Origin of the sequence: Pseudomonas sp. S04 (assembly GCF_009834545.1) — a bacterium.
Classification (GTDB): Bacteria; Pseudomonadota; Gammaproteobacteria; order Pseudomonadales; family Pseudomonadaceae; genus Aquipseudomonas.
The window spans coordinates 341298-359120 of record NZ_CP019427.1; the positions used below are offsets into that span (position 1 = coordinate 341298).

Here is a 17823-nt window from a genome sequence, read left to right on the forward strand (position 1 = left end):
CGCTTATCCTTGCGCACGGCACCATTGTGCCGGATCACTCGGGTGACCCTGCTGACGAATAGCGAAATACAGCGCGGGCGTGTCCTGGCCGCCACTGTTACCGACAGTGGAGATGGACTCGCCGGCCTTGACCACGTCGCCAGCCGATTTGAGCAGCGTCTGATTGTGGCCGTACAAGCTCAAGAAGCCGTTGCCGTGGTCGAGAATCACCAGCAAGCCGGCGCCCCGCAACCAGTCGGCGAACACCACGCGTCCGCCGTGCACGGCATGCACCTGGCTGCCAGCGGAGGCGCTGATCATCACGCCGTCCCACTTGGTGCGGGCATCGTCGCCGCGACTTTCACCAAAGCGGGCAAGCAATCGACCATCAACTGGCCAAGGAAGTTTTCCCCGCGTTGCAGAAAATGCCCCGCCGAAGGTTTCGCCAGCGCTGGAGACCAGGGCGCCGGGTGTCGGTCGGGTAATTTTGCGTGGGGCATCGGTCGGGGCGTCTGCCGCGGCCTGTGCCTCACGTAAACGCTTTTTTTCCGCTTCCTGCTGGGCGATCAGCGCTTTTTGCCGCGCTTCTTCTGCCTCCCGGGCCTGGCGTGCCAGGGTTTCCTCAATGGTTTTCAGGACTTTCGACAAGTCGGCCTGGTCCTGCTCGCGAGCCTGCAGCTTCTGGTCGCGGTCCTTGACGTCCGTGTTGAGCTTGGCCAGCACTTGCTGGCGCTCCTTGCGGACCTTGTCCAGCTCGTCGCGCTGGCTGTCGAGGCTGCTTTTCTGGACCAGCAGTTGGGCTTGCTGCAGGGCGATGTCCTGCTCGACATTGGCCAGTTGGCGCAGGGTTTCGTTGAAGTTCTTCAACTGCTCCATGCGCGCCTGGCTGAGGTAGTCGTAATAAGTCAGGGTGCGGGCGAATTTCTCCGGGTTCTGCTGGTTGAGCAGCAGCTTGAGATATTCCTGGCGACCGTTCTGATAGGCCGCGCGGGCCTGGGTGGCAATCAGTTGTTGCTGTTCAGTGCGTGCGCTCTGGAGTTTTTTTTTCTCGGTATCGAGTCGCTGCAGCTCGGATTCGCTTTTCTTCAGCTCTTTTTGCAGGGCATCGACCTGCTTCTCGAGCTTGCCCATCTCGGTCTCGGTGCCCTTGAGGTCCTTCTGCACCCCGGACTTTTCTTCCTGCAGCTTGCCCAGCAGCTTTTTCAGCTCGGCAATATCCTGACGCGTGGCGTCCAACTGTTGTTGGGTTTGCGCGCGCTCGTCAGCCAAGGCCGGTTGGAGCAGGCAGGTCAGAGCTAGGGCTATCAGGACGCGGAGCATAGAGGCGGGCGACACCGGGGGAAAAAAGACAGCCTAGTATGCCCGGCAAGCGTTGCAAAAAAAACGCCCAATTAGGGCGGTGTGATAACTGGAGCAGAGTTACCTCTGAAAACACCCCAAAACCAATGTGGGAGCGAGCTTGCTCGCGATGGCGTCATAACATTCAACGTAGATGTTGACTGTCAGATTGCTATCGCGAGCAAGCTCGCTCCCACAGGGTTTTGTCGGTGTTTGATGGGGCGGGTTACACCAGGATCGAGGTGCCGGTCATTTCGGCCGGTTGCTCAAGCCCCAGCAGCTTGAGCATGGTCGGTGCTACGTCGGCCAGGACCCCGCCTTCGCGGACCTTGAGGTCGCGCTTACCGAAGTAGATGAACGGTACCGGCTCGGTGGTGTGGGCGGTGTGGGCCTGGCCGGTGGATTCGTCGGCCATCTGCTCGACGTTGCCGTGGTCGGCGGTGATCAGCGCCTCGCCACCGACTTTTTCCAGGGCTTCGACAATCCGGCCGACGCACAGGTCCAGGCACTCGACCGCTTTCACTGCAGCAGCAAACACGCCGCTGTGGCCGACCATGTCGCCGTTGGCGTAGTTGACCACGATCACGTCGTAACGCTGGTTCTCGATGGCCTCGACGATGCGGTCGGTGACCTCCGGCGCGCTCATCTCTGGCTGCAGGTCGTAGGTGGCGACTTTTGGCGAAGGGATCAGGATGCGTTCTTCACCCGGGAACGGTTCTTCGCGGCCGCCGGAGAAGAAGAAGGTCACGTGGGCGTATTTTTCGGTTTCGGCGATCCGCAGTTGGGTCTTGCCGTTTTTCGCCAGGTAGTCGCCCAGTACGTTTTCCAGGCTGCCCGGGGCAAAGGCCGACGGGGCAGGGATGCTGGCGGCGTATTGGGTGAGCATGACAAAACCGGCCAGTTTCGGCTGGCGGGCACGTTCGAACTCGCTGAAATTGTCCTCGACGAACACCCGGCTCAGCTCGCGCGCACGGTCGGCGCGAAAGTTCATGAACACCACGGCGTCGCCGTCTTCGACCTTGACCGGCTCACCGATGGTGGTGGCCTTGACGAATTCGTCGCTCTCGCCACGCTCGTAGGCGGCTTGCAGGCCTTCCTGGGCGGTCGCGGCGTTGAATTCGCCGTTGCCGTCCACGATCAGGTTGTAAGCCTGGGAGACGCGATCCCAGCGGTTGTCGCGGTCCATGGCGAAGTAACGGCCGATGAGGCTGGCGATCCGGCCTTTGCCCAGGGTCTTGAAGGCTTCATCCAGCAGTTCGATCGACGACTGGGCACTTTTCGGCGGCGTGTCGCGGCCATCGAGGAAAGCGTGCAGGTAGATCTTCTCGGCACCGCGCTTGAAGGCCAGTTCGGCCATGGCGATCAGGTGATCCTGGTGGCTGTGCACGCCACCATCGGACAGCAGGCCCATGAAGTGCACGGCCTTGCCGGCGGCGACGGCCTTGTCCACGGCGGCGCAGATGGTCGGGTTGTCGAAGAACTCGCCGTCGCGGATCGCTTTGGTCACGCGGGTGAAGTCCTGATACACCACGCGGCCGGCGCCGAGGTTCATGTGGCCGACTTCCGAGTTGCCCATCTGGCCGTCCGGCAGGCCGACGTCCATGCCTGAACCCGAGATCAGGCCGTTCGGTACGGTGGCGCACAACCGGTCGAGGACAGGCTTGCGGGCCGCGAACACGGCGTTGGATTCTTCGCTCTCACTGTGACCGAAGCCGTCGAGAATCATCAGGACCAAAGGTTTAGGCGTGGTAGTCATAGATTCCACTCGTGGCTGAGTTAAAAAAGGGGCGATGAAAAAAGGGAGTGGCAGTTTAAAGCTAAGTTCCGGCGGCGTCACCGCCGGACGGGGTTTGGCCCACCATAGTGGCTGTGTATACTGGCCGACATTTTAACGCCCTGGAACCTCCTTCGATGGTTGCTCACCTGATTGAATTTGCCACTAACCACTATCTGCTCGTCGGTATCTTCGTCGTACTGCTGGCGTTGCTGATCGCTTATCAAATGCAGGGCGGCGGTCGCAGCCTGAGCACCGGTGAGCTGACCAGCCTGGTCAACAAGGACGCTGGTGTGGTGATCGACATCCGTGCGGCCAAGGATTTCGCCGCCGGTCACATCGTTGGCGCGCTGAATATTCCACACGACAAACTGACTGCCCGCGTCGGCGAGCTGGAAAAGCACAAGGCCAAGACCATCATCCTGGTCGATGCCATGGGCCAGACAGCCGGTACCCACGCGCGCGAACTGCTCAAGGCCGGCTTCACCGCCGCCAAGCTGTCCGGCGGGATCTCCAGCTGGAAGGGCGATAACCTGCCGCTGGTGAAGTGATATGGCCAGCGTCGTCGTCTACTCCAGCGATTACTGCCCTTATTGCTCGCGCGCCAAGTACCTGCTCGAAAACAAGGGCGTAGCCTTCGACGAGATCAAGGTCGATGGCAAGCCACAGGTGCGTGCCGAAATGGCCAGCAAGGCCGGGCGTACGTCCGTGCCGCAGATCTGGATCGGCAGCACCCATGTCGGTGGCTGTGATGATTTGTTTGCCCTGGACCGCGCTGGCAAGCTCGACGCGCTGCTCAAGGCCTAATTCCTTCCCTATAAGACCCAAGATCAGAAAGGATCTGAGATGACTGACCAACAGAACACTGCAGCTAGCGAAGAAGAAACCGCACCGCAATTCTCCTTGCAGCGCATCTACGTACGTGACCTGTCCTTCGAAGCCCCGAAAAGCCCGGCGATCTTCCGCCAGCAGTGGGAGCCGAGCGTCGGTCTGGACCTCAATACCCGTCAGAAAGTACTGGAAGACAACTTCCACGAAGTGGTGCTGACCCTGTCCGTGACCGTGAAGAACGGTGACGAAGTGGCCTTCATCGCCGAAGTCCAGCAGGCCGGTATCTTCCTGATCAAGAACCTCGACGAAGGTTCGATGAGCCACACCCTGGGCGCGTTCTGCCCGAACATCCTGTTCCCGTACGCTCGCGAAGCCCTGGACAGCCTGGTGACCCGTGGTTCGTTCCCGGCCCTGATGCTGGCCCCGGTCAACTTCGACGCGCTGTACGCGCAAGAAGTGCAACGCATGCAGCAGGACGGCGCTCAGACCGTTCAGTAAGCAGCGCGGCTGACAACATCGCGGGCAAGCCCGCTCCCACAGGATTGTGCAAAACCTGTGGGAGCGGGCTTGCCCGCGATTGTTTTGGCCAGGCGAAAAATCGCCGGTGGGTTACTTGAAGCCCAACTGCCGCCAGCCTTCGTACACGGCGACCGCCACGGTATTGGACAGGTTCAGGCTGCGGCAGCCTTCGCGCATCGGCAGGCGCAGGCGTTGGCCGTCGGGCAGGGCGTCTAGCACCTCGGCCGGCAGGCCACGGCTTTCCGGGCCGAACAGGAACGCATCGCCCTCGGCGAAACTGGCGTCGTGAAACGGCCGCGAACCCTTGGTGGTGAATGCGAACAGGCGTGGATGGCCAAGGCTTTCCAGGCAGCTGGCAAGGTCGGCATGCCGTTGCAAGGTGGCATACTCGTGATAGTCGAGGCCGGCCCGACGCAGGCGCTTGTCATCCATCTCGAAGCCCAGTGGCTCGATCAAGTGCAGGTGGCAGCCGCTGTTGGCGCACAGCCTGATAACGTTGCCGGTATTCGGCGGAATTTCTGGTTGAAAAAGGATGACGTGAAACATGCACGGCTCCGAAGGTAAAGATGGACGGCATTCTACGCCGGAAGTGGATCGGCGATCGAAGCTATTGCCGCGGGTGATGGCCTCGCTGGCGATTGTCGGCCTGATGGTGGGATTGATGATCGGTCGCCTGACCAGCCCCGAGCCGACCGAGCTGCAGCAGGTCGAGGTCACCGGGGATGGCCTGGTGGTGTGGTTCAACCACGCGCCCAAGACCCATGGTGAACTGATCGACGGCAGCCTCGCGCTGCTGTTCGAGGCCCAGGGGCAGGCACAGAAAGGCCAGCTCAAGCTCAACGATAAGGATGTGAACTGGCGGGTGCGTTTGAGTGACAAGGGGTTGTTGCTGACGCTGGTGGCGGCCCGGCCGCTGAAGGGCGATTGGGCCGGCAGCGAGGTGGACGATCGCTGGCGGTTGGAGATCCATCTCCAGGAGCAATAAAAGAGGAATCCCCGGCCTGCCTGTACCAAGGACCCCGAAACGGCAGGGCTCACGCGTTGCGTCGTGAGCCCGGTGTAAAGAAGGAACCCCTGACCTGCCTGTATCAAGGGCCCCAAAACTGCTTGGGCTCGTCGCTTGTGCGGTGTGAGCCCGATGTAAAGAGGGGAATCCCCGGCCTGCCTGTACCAAGGTCCCCGAAACCGGGTAGTGAACTGAATCACTGAATGAACTATTGCAGGGGGCGTGCCAGGTTTTAACGAGCTGAAACAAAATGTTGTGTTGAAACGTCGAAAGCCCCGTATTCCGGGGCTTTGGTGTTTTTTTGATAGGGGTTTTATTGCAGGTGCAGGTGGGATTTCGGATCTGTTGCCGTGCGCGATCGCGGGTCACGGTGCATTCAGGCGGTGCACGCTGGCCCTGAAAGCATCGCGGGCAAGTCCGCTCCCACAGGATTGTGCAAAACCTGTGGGAGCGGACTGCCCGCGAATGGATCTACAGGTCGGTGAAGGATCTAACCCTCATCCCCTTCATCATCGTCCCCACCATCAACTTTCATCCCCAGCTCCTTGATCTTGCGCGTCAGGGTATTACGCCCCCAACCCAGCAAAACCGCAGCATCGCGGCGGCGGCCGGCGGTGTGCTTGAGGGCGGTTTCGATCATGATGCGCTCGAACGCCGGCACCGCGCTGTCCAGCAGGCTCGACTGGCCGCGAGCCAGCGCCTGGTCGGCCCATTGGCGCAGGGCCTGTTCCCAGTTGGTCACCGGTGCCGAGTCCTGCGGCAGGCTCAGCAACTCCGGCGGCAGGTCGCCGATGTGCACTTCGCGCCCCGAAGCCATCACCGTGATCCAGCGGCAGGTGTTCTCCAGCTGGCGCACGTTGCCTGGCCACGGCAGGTTCTTCAGGTATTCCTCGGTTTCGCTTTTCAGCAGCTTTGGCTCCACCGCCAGCTCTTGTGCGGCGCGGGCCAGGAAGTGCTTGGCCAGGGTCGGAATGTCTTCGCGACGGTCCGACAGGCGTGGGATGTGGATGCGGATCACGTTCAAGCGGTGGAACAAGTCCTCACGGAACTTGCCGGCGTGGACCAGGGTTTCCAGGTTCTGGTGGGTCGCGGCGATGATGCGCACGTCGACCTTGACCGGTACATGGCCGCCGACCCGGTAAAACTCGCCGTCGGCCAGGACCCGCAGCAGGCGGGTCTGGGTGTCGGCCGGCATGTCGCCGATTTCATCGAGAAACAGCGTGCCGCCATCGGCTTGCTCAAAACGTCCACGGCGCAGGTTGGCGGCGCCGGTAAATGCACCTTTCTCGTGGCCGAACAGCTCGGACTCCATCAAATCCTTGGGGATCGCCGCCATGTTCAGGGCGATGAACGGCGAGGCCGCCCGTGGGCTGTGGCGGTGCAGGGCGTGGGCCACCAGCTCTTTACCGGTCCCGGACTCGCCGTTGATCAGCACGGTGATGTTGGAGTGGCTCAGGCGCCCGATGGCGCGAAACACTTCCTGCATCGCTGGCGCTTCGCCGATGATTTCCGGGGTACGGGTCAGGGCGACGGGCACTTCCAGGCCCTGTTGTTCCTGGGCGTGCTGGTTGGCGCGCTTGACCAATGACACCGCCTCGTCGACGTCGAACGGCTTGGGCAGGTACTCGAACGCGCCGCCCTGGTAGGACGCGACAGCGCTGTCCAGGTCGGAGTGCGCGGTCATGATAATCACCGGCAAGCGCGGGTGCTGTTCGCGAATCCGTGCCAGCAGATCCAGGCCACTGGCACCCGGCATGCGGATGTCAGAGATGATCACGTCCGGTTGCTGGCGCGCCAGGCGGCTCATCACGCCATCGGCGCTGTCGAAGCTCTGCGTGGTCATGCCTTCCTGCTGCAAGGCTTTTTCCAGGACCCAACGGATAGAACGGTCGTCATCGACGATCCACACGGTTTCACTACGGCTCATGTCGATGTGGCTCCTTGTTCCAGTGGCAGAAAGATCGAGAAGGTGGTGTGGCCTGGATGGCTGTCACATTCGATCAGGCCCTGGTGCTGGCTGATGATGTTCTGGGTTATGGCCAGGCCCAGCCCGGTACCGTCCGGACGACCGCTGACCATGGGAAAGAAGATGGTTTCCTGCAGGTCTGCGGGAATCCCGGGGCCGTTGTCGATGATCTCGATCTTGGTCACCAGGCGATGGCGCACGTGGCCGATGGTGAACTGGCGCATGGCCCGCGAGCGCAGGGTGATGCGGCCCAGGCGCAGCTCGTTCTGGCTGCTGATGGCTTGCATCGCGTTGCGCACGATGTTGAGGACGGCCTGGATCATCTGTTCGCGGTCGATCAGCACGTCCGGGATGCTCGGGTCGTAGTCGCGCACCAGAGTGATGCAGCCTTGGCTTTCCGCTTCCACCAGGCTGCACACGCGCTCAAGAACTTCGTGGATGTTGCACATGGCCAGCGATGGCAGTTTGTTCGAGCCGAGCATGCGGTCGACCAGGTTACGCAGGCGATCCGCTTCCTCGATGATCACATTGGTGTAGTCCTTGAGGCTTTCCTCCGGCAACTCGCGGGCCAGCAACTGGGCCGCGCCGCGAATCCCGCCCAGCGGGTTCTTGATCTCGTGGGCCAGGCCGCGCACCAACATCTTGCTGGTTTCCTGCTTGGACAACTGCGCTTCTTCCTTGGTGATCCGCAGCAGTCGGTCGCGCGGGTGTACCTCAAGCAGCAGCAGGGTGGCACCGTTGCTCAGGATCGGCGTCACCGCGTAGTCGACGGTCAGGGTCTGGCCGGTCAGGGCGGTGAGCATCGCCTCGCGCTTGGTAAAGGGGTGGGCCTGTTCGACCGCCTGACGCAGGGAGTTCAGCGCTTCGGTCGACTCGGTGAACAGCTCGCTGATGAATTGCCCATGACTGCGCTGGCCGCTGATGGCCAGGAGCATTTCCGCCGCCGGGTTCATGTACTCAAGGCGCAGTTCGGCATTGAGCAGGATGGTGGCAGTGGTCAAGTTGTCGAGTAGCAAGCGGTGCAGTGCGTCGCTGATGGTCATGAGGACCTCTTTTGGAGCAGGCGCGCGCGAGAAGGAGGCGCTGTTGCGAGGAAAATGCAAAAACCAAACCAAGGCTCCGAAAAGAAGCAATAACTCCCTGAAATGGGCGCTTTAAGTTGCCTTGCGTGGCGTTCTGCCAGCTTTGCCGGGTATTTTCGAACCAAAATGGGTTGATAAGTGGCAAGCGTGCAAGTCGTTGCACCAATATAGTGCGCAAACCTGAATGGCGCCTCAATGGCTGCAAAATGAGTTTGCCTGCTCTAGCGCTTGCGTACTCGCAGCACGGTGAACCTGAGGGTTGGGCTCTGTTGGATCACCTCGTCTGCGGCCAACACCTGCACTGCGAGGCTGTGCTCGCCGCGATCGATGTTCAGCAGGTGCAGTCGGGTGGTTTCGCTCGCTGGGCCGTAGGGCTGGCCATCGAGCAGCAGGCGCAAGCGATGAGTGGCCTGCAGCGGTGGCTGGATCTGTACGCCAACGCTGAATGAACCGTTATTGGCGCGCAGGGCCTGGCCGTCGGTCAGCTCGCTGAGGGCCAGTACGCAGTAGGTGGGGCGCGGTGCGCTCAGCGCGGCGGCAGACAGGGCGAGCCATATAAGCAGGCACCACCTCAATGAGCGCATGGCAGATTCCTTTTTGACGTAAGGGGAAGGGCGGGCGAGCTGGGGTGTTGCGGTGCGGCCTTGTGAAAGACTAAGTGCCCGGGCCTGCACTGGATGTCAGGCGCGACGCTGAATCAGCGAGCAGTCGATGTTTCGTGGTGTCGGAATTTTCCATAGAAAAGGCCTCCCGTAGGAGGCCTCTTTCATCGTCACGCCGCTTGCGCTGGCGCTACTGGATTAGCAGCTGTAGTACAGCTCGTATTCCAGTGGGTGTACGAAGGTCCGAACCTTGATTTCTTCTTCGCTTTTCAGAGCGATGTAAGCGTCGATGAAGTCATCGGAGAACACGCCGCCTTTGGTCAGGAACGCGCGACCTTTGTCCAGCTCTTCCAGGGCTTCTTTCAGGCTGCCGCAAACTTGTGGGATCTCTTTCGCCTCTTCAGGCGGCAGGTCGTACAGGTTTTTGTCAGCAGCGTCGCCAGGGTGGATCTTGTTCTGGATGCCGTCCAGGCCAGCCATCAGCAGTGCGGCGAAGCACAGGTACGGGTTGGCAGCCGGATCCGGGAAGCGAGCTTCGATACGGCGAGCGCGTGGGCTGGACACGTAAGGAATACGGATCGAAGCGGAGCGGTTGCGAGCCGAGTAGGCCAGCATCACTGGAGCTTCGAAACCTGGCACCAGACGCTTGTAGGAGTTGGTCGCCGGGTTGGTGAAGCCGTTCAGGGCCTTACCGTGCTTGATGATACCGCCGATGAAGTACAGGGCGGTGTCGGACAGGCCGGCATAACCTTCGCCAGCGAAGGTGTTCTTGCCATCTTTGGCGATGGACAGGTGAACGTGCATACCCGAGCCGTTGTCGCCGTACAGAGGCTTAGGCATGAAGGTAGCGGTGCGGCCGAAAGCTACAGCCACGTTGTGTACGCAGTACTTGAGGGTCTGAACTTCGTCAGCCTTGGCAACCAGGGTGTTGAACTTCACACCGATTTCGTTCTGGCCGGCAGTCGCCACTTCGTGGTGGTGAACTTCGATGGTCAGGCCCATCTCTTCCATGGCGTTGCACATGGAGGTACGGATTTCGTGGTCGTGGTCGAACGGTGGAACCGGGAAGTAGCCGCCCTTGATACCTGGGCGGTGGCCATGGTTGCCGCCTTCCACGTCCTGGTCGGACATCCACGAACCTTGTTCGGAGTAGATCTTGAACATCGAACCGGAGATATCGGACTTGAACTTGACCTGGTCGAAGATGAAGAACTCAGGCTCAGGACCGACGAATACGGTGTCACCGATAGCGGTGGACTTCAGGTAGTCCTCGGCACGCTTGGCGATCGCACGTGGGTCGCGGTCGTAGCCTTGCATGGTCGAAGGGTCGATCACGTTGCAGACGATGATCAGGGTTGGGTCTTCGGTGAACGGATCGAGGACAGCGGTGCTGTCGTCCGGCATCAGGATCATGTCGGAAGCTTCGATGCCTTTCCAGCCAGCGATGGAGGAACCGTCGAACATTTTGCCTTCTTCGAAGAAAGCATCATCCAGCGCATCGCGAGCCGGCATGGTCACGTGGTGCTGAGTGCCCTTGGTATCTGTGAAGCGCAGATCAATCCATTTGACGTCATGATCTTTGATGAGTTGAACCGACTTCGACATAGTGTCCTCCGGGTGGCTTCGGGCTTGAGTAGTGGATGCCCTTAGAATGTGGGTGATGCCGGCGCGAATACTCTGCCAAGGCAACCTGCCTCACAAGGGAGCAAATTGCATGCCAGTGCCCCGAGTTGGGTTTTTTGCCCCAATATCACGCTTATAAAGGTGCAAAGCGTGGAAAATGGCAAAATCGCGCCCCCTAATGTAGCGCTCAAAAGCATAAATGACCCGTTTTGGTGCACTGAAAACCTTCTGCACATTAACTGGTTAAACCTTGAGCAATTTCCGCTATAATCCGCGCCCCCCTTTTTCGGCTGGCCCAGCGCGCGCTGTTTTCATGAAACTAATCGTAAAAGTCTTCCCCGAGATCACCATCAAAAGCCGCCCGGTACGGATGCGTTTCATCCGTCAGTTGGCCAAGAACATCCGTGCCGTGCTCCGCGATCTGGACCCGGCTGTGGTGGTGAACGGTGTATGGGACAATCTCGAGCTGGAAACGCAGCTGACTGACCCCAAAGCCTTGAAGGACATGACCGAGCGCCTGAGCTGCATGCCGGGCATCGCGCATTTCCTGCAGGTCGACGAGTACCCGCTGGGTGACTTCGACGACGTGGTCGCCAAGTGCAAGCAGCACTTTGGCGAGGCGCTGGCCGGGAAGATTTTCTCGGTGCGCTGCAAGCGCGCCGGCAAGCACGAATTCAGCTCCATGGATGTCGAGAAATACGTCGGCAGCCAACTGCGTCGCCAGTGCGGCGCCGCCGGAATTTCCCTGAAAGACCCGGAAATTGAAGTCCGCATCGAAATTCGCGACAAACGGTTGTTTGTGATCCACAACCAGCACAGCAGCATCGGCGGTTACCCGCTGGGCGCCCTGGAACAGACCCTGGTACTGATGTCCGGCGGTTTCGATTCCACAGTGGCGGCCTACCAGATCATGCGGCGCGGGCTGATGGCGCACTTCTGCTTCTTCAATCTCGGCGGGCGTGCCCACGAATTGGGCGTGATGGAAGTGGCGCACTTCATCTGGAAGAAGTACGGCAGCTCGCAACGCGTGTTATTTGTCAGTGTGCCGTTCGAGGAAGTGCTGGGAGAAATTCTCGGCAAAGTAGATAACAGTCATATGGGCGTCGTATTGAAGCGTATGATGTTGCGCGCTGCTTCGCGAATCGCCGATCGACTGGAGATCGAGGCGCTGGTGACCGGTGAGGCGATCTCCCAGGTTTCCAGCCAGACGCTGCCGAACCTGTCGGTGATCGACTGTGTGACCGAGAAGCTGGTGTTGCGCCCGCTGATCGCCAGTCACAAGCAGGACATCATCGACCTGGCCAACGAAATCGGCACCGCCGACTTCGCCAAGCACATGCCAGAGTACTGCGGGGTCATCTCGGTGAACCCCAAGACCCACGCCAAGCGTCCCCGCGTGGAGCATGAAGAGAAAGAATTCGACATGGCAGTCCTTGAGCGTGCGCTCGAGAACGCCAAACTGGTGCCGATCGATCGGGTAATCGACGAGTTGGGCCAGGACGTGCAAATTGAAGAAGTCAGCGAAGCGCTGGCAGGTCAGATCGTCATCGACATCCGTCACCCGGATGCTGCTGAAGACGACCCGCTCGCCCTGGCTGGCGTCGAGGTACAAACGATGCCGTTTTATGCACTGAACGCTCGTTTCAAGGAACTGGACCCTACTCGCCAGTACCTGCTGTATTGCGACAAAGGCGTGATGAGTCGCCTGCATGCCCACCATTTGCTCAGTGAGGGGCATGCCAATGTGCGCGTTTATCGACCGAGCTAAGAGCCCGGGGCTGTTTGCCTGTGGCCTGCGTCACCGGCCCCCCGACTCTGCCGTCAAGCTGTAACGGCAAGGCCTGACTCTACTGTAAATCGCTGCCACGACCTGTCAGCACACCGAATCCTCTGATCGAGATACACAAGTGATCGAAAATCTACGCAACATCGCCATCATTGCTCACGTTGACCATGGTAAGACCACCCTGGTAGACAAACTCTTGCGTCAATCCGGCACCCTGGAGCGCAACGAGCTCAACGACGAGCGCGTGATGGACTCCAACGACCAGGAGAAAGAGCGCGGTATTACCATTCTGGCGAAAAACACCGCCATCAACTGGAACGGCTACCACATCAACATCGTGGACACCCCGGGCCACGCCGACTTCGGCGGCGAAGTTGAACGTGTAATGTCGATGGTTGACTCCGTTCTGCTGCTGGTTGACGCTCAAGACGGCCCTATGCCGCAAACCCGTTTCGTGACCAAGAAGGCTTTCGAAGCCGGCCTGCGTCCAATCGTGGTAATCAACAAGGTTGACCGTCCAGGCGCACGTCCGGACTGGGTTCTGGACCAGATCTTCGACCTGTTCGACAACCTGGGTGCTACCGAAGAACAGCTGGACTTCAAAGTGGTTTACGCCTCTGCCCTGAACGGCATTGCAGGTCTGGACCACACCGACATGGCTGAAGACATGACCCCGCTGTACCAGTCGATCGTCGACAACGTACCAGCGCCGAAAGTCGACCGTGACGGTCCGTTCCAGATGCAGATCTCCGCTCTGGACTACAACAGCTTCCTGGGTGTTATCGGCGTTGGCCGTATCGCTCGTGGTCGCGTCAAGCCGAACACTCCGGTCGTGGCTATCGATGCCGACGGCAAGAAGCGTAACGGTCGTATCCTCAAGCTGATGGGTCACCACGGCCTGCACCGCATCGACGTTGAAGAAGCAGCTGCCGGCGACATCGTCTGCATCAGCGGCTTCGACCAGCTGTTCATCTCCGACACTCTGTGCGACCCACTGAACGTCGAAGCAATGACTCCGCTGACCGTTGACGAACCAACCGTTTCCATGACCTTCCAGGTAAACGACTCGCCTTTCTGCGGTAAAGAAGGCAAGTTCGTGACCAGCCGTAACATCAAGGAACGTCTGGACAAAGAGCTGCTGTACAACGTTGCTCTGCGCGTTGAAGAAGGCGACTCGGCTGACAAGTTCAAAGTATCCGGCCGTGGTGAGCTGCACCTCTCGGTACTGATCGAAACCATGCGTCGCGAAGGCTTCGAAATGGGTGTTGGTCGTCCGGAAGTGATCATCCGCATGGTTGACGGCGTCAAGCACGAACCGTACGAAAACGTGACCATCGACCTGCCGGAAGAATCGCAAGGTTCGATCATGGAGCAGATCGGTATCCGTAAGGGCGACCTGACCAACATGGTTCCGGATGGCAAGGGCCGTGTGCGCCTTGAGTACAACATCCCGGCCCGTGGCCTGATCGGTTTCCGTAACGAGTTCCTGACCCTGACCTCCGGTGCAGGCATCCTGACCTCGATCTTCGACCGTTACGACGTGATGAAGTCCGGCGACATGTCCGGCCGTCAGAACGGCGTGCTGGTATCGGTTGCTACCGGTAAGGCGCTGACCTACTCGCTGGAAACCCTGCAGTCGCGTGGCAAGCTGTTCATCGAACACGGCCAGGACATCTACGAAGGTCAAATCGTTGGCTTGAACAGCCGCGACAACGACCTGGGTGTTAACCCGACTAAAGGCAAGAAGCTCGACAACATGCGTGCTTCGGGTAAAGACGAAACCATCGCTCTGGTTCCGCCTGTACGTTTCACTCTGGAGCAAGCTCTGGAATTCGTACAAGAAGACGAGCTGTGTGAAGTCACTCCTAAGTCCATCCGTCTTCGTAAGAAGATCCTGGGCGAAAGCGAGCGTACCCGCGCTGCCAAGAAGTCCAATAACTAAGTCATTTAGTTAGCGGGCAAAAAAAACGCCCCCGACCGCAAGGTCGGGGGCGTTTTTGTTCGTCTGGGATTATGTGATGACTGTGTGGGCCTTATCGCTGGCAAGCCAGCTCCCACAATTTACCGCGTTCAGCCAGGCAACTCGGTCCGTGTGGGAGCCGGGCTTGCCCGCGATGAGGGCCTTTGGAGCCATACAAAATCCAGATCAGAACTTGTCCAGCGTCCGCCGTTGGGTATCGCGCACCACTTCCTTGGGCTTGTAGGCGCAGTAGCCTGGTCGTGGGCCGATCTTGGGGTGATTGCGGCAGGTATCCGGGCGCTTGTCATAAATAGTGCAGAAACGGCTCTTACGATCCAGATACAGGCAATCGTTGTTGCTCATGCGCTGGAGCGTGAAGATTTCCGATTTCTGGTTGTAACGCTCGACGATCCCTTCCTTTTGCAGGCGCTTGGCGATGTTCTTCGGCGGGTCGCCGCGTTCGAATTCATCGACGATGCCGATGCGGATCAGATCCTTGATCTTGACCTCCACTGGCAGCGTGCAGCAGCTGGACACGCAGCCGCCGCACATATGGCTGGAGTATTTCTGCCAGGTCTCGAGACGGTCGAGTTCCGCGGCGGCGATCAGTTGAGGCTTCATCAGGGTTCCAAGGGGGAGCGTTGTATCCGGGCGCGGGATGATACGGGATTGGTGGTTTTTTGAACAACTTTTTCAAGGATCCGGCACGCCCCCTGCATCCTTTTGTTTCTGAACCGCTCAATTCAGGTGATTGTGCAAAACACCCGAACCAGCGACTGCACCGTTTGTCAGACCGTCTAGGCTCAGTCAATTCCATGCTCGCCCGAGGCCCTATCGATGACTCAAGAACCACTTGTTCGCGAAGCTGAGGTGGCCGCATTTCGCGAAGCCGTCCTGACCAAACTCACCTATGCCGTCGGCAAGGATCCGGATCACGCCTTCGACCACGACTGGTTCGAGGCCATTGCGCTGGCAGCGCGCGATCACATGGTCGAGCACTGGATGGACCATACGCGGCAGATTTACCGCAAAGGCCAGAAGCGGGTGTACTACCTGTCGCTGGAATTCCTCATCGGCCGCCTGCTCTACGACAGCCTGAGCAACCTGGGTCTGCTCGACGTAGCCCGCGAGGCCTTGACCGAGCTGGGGGTCGACCTGGAGCGGATCCGCCTGCTGGAGCCGGACGCCGCTTTGGGCAACGGTGGTCTCGGCCGCCTGGCCGCGTGTTTCATGGAAAGCATGTCGACCCTGGGCATCGCCGGGCATGGCTACGGCATTCGTTATGAGCACGGCCTGTTCCGCCAGGCGATTGTCGATGGCTGGCAGCAGGAGCAGACCGAGCACTGGCTGGATTTCGGCAACCCCTGGGAGTTCGAGCGGCCGGAGGTGATCTACCCGATCGGGTTTGGCGGCAGCGTCGAGACCGTCATCGATGCCGGCGGCAAGAGCAAGCAAGTCTGGACGCCTTCGGAAACGGTGCGCGCGGTGGCGTACGACACGCCCGTGGTCGGTTGGCGCGGGGCCAGCGTCAACACCTTGCGCCTGTGGCGGGCACGGGCCATGGAGGACCTGCACCTGGAGCGCTTCAACGCCGGTGATCACTTGGGCGCGGTGGCCGAAGTGGCCCGGGCCGAAAGCATCTCCCGGGTGCTTTACCCGGCCGACAGCACCGAAGCGGGGCAGGAACTGCGCCTGCGCCAGGAGTACTTTTTTGTCGCCGCGTCCCTGCAGGACCTGCTCCGGCGCCATCGCAACATGCACAGCTCGGTGCTGACCCTGGGCGATCATGCGGCGATCCAGCTCAACGATACGCACCCCTCGATTGCCGTGGCCGAGCTGATGCGCCAACTGGTCGACATCTACGACGTGGAGTGGGATGCGGCCTGGCAGGTCACGGTCGATACCCTGTCCTACACCAACCACACGCTGTTGCCCGAAGCGCTGGAAACCTGGCCGGTAGGGCTGATGGAGCGGATGCTGCCGCGGCATATGCAGATCATCTACCTGATCAACGCCCAGCACATCGACTCATTGCGGGCCAAGGGCATCCACGACTTCGACGTGCTGCGCGCAGTGTCGCTGATCGAGGAAGACAACGGCCGTCGGGTGCGCATGGGCAACCTGGCGTTCCTCGGCTCCCATAGCGTCAACGGCGTGTCCGGCCTGCACACGCAACTGATGCGCAGCACGGTATTTTCCGAACTGCACAAGCTCTACCCCGAGCGGATCAACAACAAGACCAACGGCATCACCTTCCGCCGCTGGTTGTACCAGGCCAACCCGGAACTGACCTCGATGATGGTCGATGCCCTGGGGCCGGAGCTGCTGGATAACCCCGAGCAACTGTTGCAGGGCCTGGAGCCGTTTGCCGAGAAAGCGGCGTTCCGCAAGCAGTTCGCCGAGCAGCGGCTGCACAGCAAGAAAGCCCTGGCCTATTTGATTCACGAGCGCCTGGGGATTGCGGTCAACCCAGCGGCGCTGTTCGACGTGCAGGTCAAGCGGATCCACGAGTACAAGCGCCAGTTGCTCAACCTGTTGCACACGGTGGCGCTGTACCAGGCGATTCGCGCCGAGCCTGAGACCGACTGGGTGCCGCGGGTGAAGATCTTCGCCGGCAAGGCGGCGGCCAGTTATCACCAGGCCAAGCTGATCATCAAGTTGACCAACGACATCGCCCGCACAGTGAACAACGACCCGACCGTGCGCGGCCTGCTGAAAGTGGTGTTCCTGCCCAACTACAACGTCAGCCTGGCCGAAAGCATCATTCCGGCGGCCGACCTGTCGGAGCAGATCTCCACCGCCGGCTTCGAGGCGTCCGGCACCAGCAACATGAAGTTCGGCCTCAATGGCGCCCTGACCATCGGCACCCTGGACGGGGCCAACGTGGAAATGTGCGAGCGCATCGGTGCCGAGCACATGTTCATCTTTGGCCTGAGTGCCCAGCAGGTCGAGGCGCGCAAGCAGAACCACGAGTTCCACGCCGCCCCGGACATTGCCGCCTCGCACCGGCTCAATGACGTGTTGCAGGCAATTCGCAGCGGGGTGTTCTCGCCGGATGATCCGGCGCGCTACACCGGCCTGATCGACTCCTTGATCGAGTACGACCGCTTCCTGGTCTGTGCCGACTTCGACTCCTACTGGGCCGCGCAGATGCGCGTCGAGACCCTTTGGCACGACTCCAAGGAGTGGTGGCGTTCAGCGGTGCTCAACAGTTCGCGGATGGGCTGGTTTTCCTCGGATCGGACCATTCGTGAGTACGCCACGGATATCTGGAAGGCGCTGGAGTAGGGGAGGCCTTTAAGAAAAGTCTCGTAGTTCGGGTGGGAGGGATCGATATACTGGTGTAGCGGGCCAATC

General features: G+C 60.2%; 15 protein-coding genes. 7 read left to right on the forward strand and 8 right to left on the reverse strand.

From position 1 onward, the window contains the following. Positions 1 to 3 precede the first annotated feature (3 nt). Together PspS04_RS01465 and gpmI are read right to left on the reverse strand one after the other, a co-directional pair. A complete protein-coding gene (locus PspS04_RS01465) occupies positions 4 to 1299 on the reverse strand; it encodes a murein hydrolase activator EnvC family protein (protein ID WP_095167361.1) in 1296 nt (431 codons plus the stop codon). Between the two features lie 244 nt (positions 1300 to 1543). Next, positions 1544 to 3073 (reverse strand): 2,3-bisphosphoglycerate-independent phosphoglycerate mutase, encoded by a 1530-nt coding sequence (gene gpmI, locus PspS04_RS01470; protein WP_159993218.1) that lies wholly within the window; start codon positions 3071 to 3073, stop codon positions 1544 to 1546. A 155-nt stretch (positions 3074 to 3228) separates the two neighbouring features. On the opposite strand from gpmI, the gene PspS04_RS01475 reads away from it, so the two are divergent. The 3 genes from PspS04_RS01475 to secB are packed head-to-tail and all read left to right on the forward strand — an operon-like array spanning position 3229 to position 4420. Then, positions 3229 to 3642, forward strand: a complete 414-nt coding sequence (locus tag PspS04_RS01475; RefSeq protein WP_095167357.1) for a rhodanese-like domain-containing protein — start codon at positions 3229 to 3231, stop codon at positions 3640 to 3642. A 1-nt stretch (position 3643) separates the two neighbouring features. Beyond that, the gene (gene grxC / locus PspS04_RS01480) at positions 3644 to 3898 is read left to right on the forward strand and encodes a glutaredoxin 3 (RefSeq protein WP_095167355.1); all 255 of its coding nucleotides are present in this window, start codon (positions 3644 to 3646) and stop codon (positions 3896 to 3898) included. Positions 3899 to 3937: 39 nt separating this feature from the next. Next, the gene (secB, locus tag PspS04_RS01485) at positions 3938 to 4420 is read left to right on the forward strand and encodes a protein-export chaperone SecB (protein WP_095167353.1); all 483 of its coding nucleotides are present in this window, start codon (positions 3938 to 3940) and stop codon (positions 4418 to 4420) included. 111 nt (positions 4421 to 4531) lie between these two features. Here the strand turns inward: secB and PspS04_RS01490 are convergent, their stop codons facing one another. Then, complete coding sequence (locus tag PspS04_RS01490) at positions 4532 to 4987, reverse strand: tRNA (cytidine(34)-2'-O)-methyltransferase (RefSeq protein WP_032862277.1); 456 nt, start codon at positions 4985 to 4987, stop codon at positions 4532 to 4534. On the opposite strand from PspS04_RS01490, the gene PspS04_RS01495 reads away from it, so the two are divergent. Next, positions 4986 to 5426: a hypothetical protein gene (locus PspS04_RS01495; RefSeq protein WP_159993220.1), complete on the forward strand. Its 441-nt coding sequence runs from the start codon at positions 4986 to 4988 to the stop codon at positions 5424 to 5426. The two genes, PspS04_RS01490 and PspS04_RS01495, sit on opposite strands and share 2 nt — an antisense overlap. Before the next feature lie 511 nt (positions 5427 to 5937). On the opposite strand, the gene ntrC is transcribed toward PspS04_RS01495, so the two are convergent. From ntrC to glnA, 4 genes are all read right to left on the reverse strand, one after another. Next, positions 5938 to 7374, reverse strand: coding sequence for a nitrogen regulation protein NR(I) (gene ntrC / locus PspS04_RS01500; RefSeq protein WP_095167349.1), 1437 nt, complete (start codon positions 7372 to 7374; stop codon positions 5938 to 5940). Then, complete coding sequence (glnL, locus tag PspS04_RS01505) at positions 7371 to 8456, reverse strand: nitrogen regulation protein NR(II) (protein ID WP_159993222.1); 1086 nt, start codon at positions 8454 to 8456, stop codon at positions 7371 to 7373. The genes ntrC and glnL overlap by 4 nt, the downstream gene beginning before the upstream one ends. A gap of 260 nt (positions 8457 to 8716) precedes the next feature. Further along, positions 8717 to 9079: a hypothetical protein gene (locus PspS04_RS01510; RefSeq protein WP_159993224.1), complete on the reverse strand. Its 363-nt coding sequence runs from the start codon at positions 9077 to 9079 to the stop codon at positions 8717 to 8719. A 216-nt stretch (positions 9080 to 9295) separates the two neighbouring features. Further along, on the reverse strand, positions 9296 to 10702 hold the full coding sequence (glnA, locus tag PspS04_RS01515; RefSeq protein WP_095167345.1) for a type I glutamate--ammonia ligase: 1407 nt from the start codon (positions 10700 to 10702) through the stop codon (positions 9296 to 9298). A 331-nt stretch (positions 10703 to 11033) separates the two neighbouring features. On the opposite strand from glnA, the gene thiI reads away from it, so the two are divergent. Next, the gene (gene thiI / locus PspS04_RS01520; protein WP_159993226.1) at positions 11034 to 12488 is read left to right on the forward strand and encodes a tRNA uracil 4-sulfurtransferase ThiI; all 1455 of its coding nucleotides are present in this window, start codon (positions 11034 to 11036) and stop codon (positions 12486 to 12488) included. A gap of 139 nt (positions 12489 to 12627) precedes the next feature. After that, on the forward strand, positions 12628 to 14448 hold the full coding sequence (gene typA / locus PspS04_RS01525) for a translational GTPase TypA (RefSeq protein ID WP_095167339.1): 1821 nt from the start codon (positions 12628 to 12630) through the stop codon (positions 14446 to 14448). A 204-nt stretch (positions 14449 to 14652) separates the two neighbouring features. Here typA and PspS04_RS01530 read toward each other — a convergent pair whose 3' ends face one another. Further along, positions 14653 to 15087 carry a YkgJ family cysteine cluster protein gene (locus PspS04_RS01530; protein ID WP_095167337.1) on the reverse strand — a complete coding sequence of 145 codons (435 nt, stop codon included), beginning with the start codon at positions 15085 to 15087 and terminating at the stop codon, positions 14653 to 14655. Between the two features lie 216 nt (positions 15088 to 15303). On the opposite strand from PspS04_RS01530, the gene PspS04_RS01535 reads away from it, so the two are divergent. Next, on the forward strand, positions 15304 to 17754 hold the full coding sequence (locus tag PspS04_RS01535; RefSeq protein ID WP_095167336.1) for a glycogen/starch/alpha-glucan phosphorylase: 2451 nt from the start codon (positions 15304 to 15306) through the stop codon (positions 17752 to 17754). Positions 17755 to 17823 lie beyond the last annotated feature (69 nt).

Excerpts from the sequence above, each read along its gene's own strand:
- PspS04_RS01465 (WP_095167361.1), bottom strand. The coding sequence starts at position 1,299 with ATGCTCCGCGTCCTGATAGCCCTAGCTCTGACCTGCCTGCTCCAACCG.
- gpmI (WP_159993218.1), bottom strand. The coding sequence starts at position 3,073 with ATGACTACCACGCCTAAACCTTTGGTCCTGATGATTCTCGACGGCTTC.
- PspS04_RS01475 (WP_095167357.1), top strand. The coding sequence starts at position 3,229 with ATGGTTGCTCACCTGATTGAATTTGCCACTAACCACTATCTGCTCGTC.
- grxC (WP_095167355.1), top strand. The coding sequence starts at position 3,644 with ATGGCCAGCGTCGTCGTCTACTCCAGCGATTACTGCCCTTATTGCTCG.
- secB (WP_095167353.1), top strand. The coding sequence starts at position 3,938 with ATGACTGACCAACAGAACACTGCAGCTAGCGAAGAAGAAACCGCACCG.
- PspS04_RS01495 (WP_159993220.1), top strand. The coding sequence starts at position 4,986 with ATGCACGGCTCCGAAGGTAAAGATGGACGGCATTCTACGCCGGAAGTG.
- PspS04_RS01490 (WP_032862277.1), bottom strand. The coding sequence starts at position 4,987 with ATGTTTCACGTCATCCTTTTTCAACCAGAAATTCCGCCGAATACCGGC.
- ntrC (WP_095167349.1), bottom strand. The coding sequence starts at position 7,374 with ATGAGCCGTAGTGAAACCGTGTGGATCGTCGATGACGACCGTTCTATC.
- glnL (WP_159993222.1), bottom strand. The coding sequence starts at position 8,456 with ATGACCATCAGCGACGCACTGCACCGCTTGCTACTCGACAACTTGACC.
- PspS04_RS01510 (WP_159993224.1), bottom strand. The coding sequence starts at position 9,079 with ATGCGCTCATTGAGGTGGTGCCTGCTTATATGGCTCGCCCTGTCTGCC.
- glnA (WP_095167345.1), bottom strand. The coding sequence starts at position 10,702 with ATGTCGAAGTCGGTTCAACTCATCAAAGATCATGACGTCAAATGGATT.
- thiI (WP_159993226.1), top strand. The coding sequence starts at position 11,034 with ATGAAACTAATCGTAAAAGTCTTCCCCGAGATCACCATCAAAAGCCGC.
- PspS04_RS01530 (WP_095167337.1), bottom strand. The coding sequence starts at position 15,087 with ATGAAGCCTCAACTGATCGCCGCCGCGGAACTCGACCGTCTCGAGACC.
- PspS04_RS01535 (WP_095167336.1), top strand. The coding sequence starts at position 15,304 with ATGACTCAAGAACCACTTGTTCGCGAAGCTGAGGTGGCCGCATTTCGC.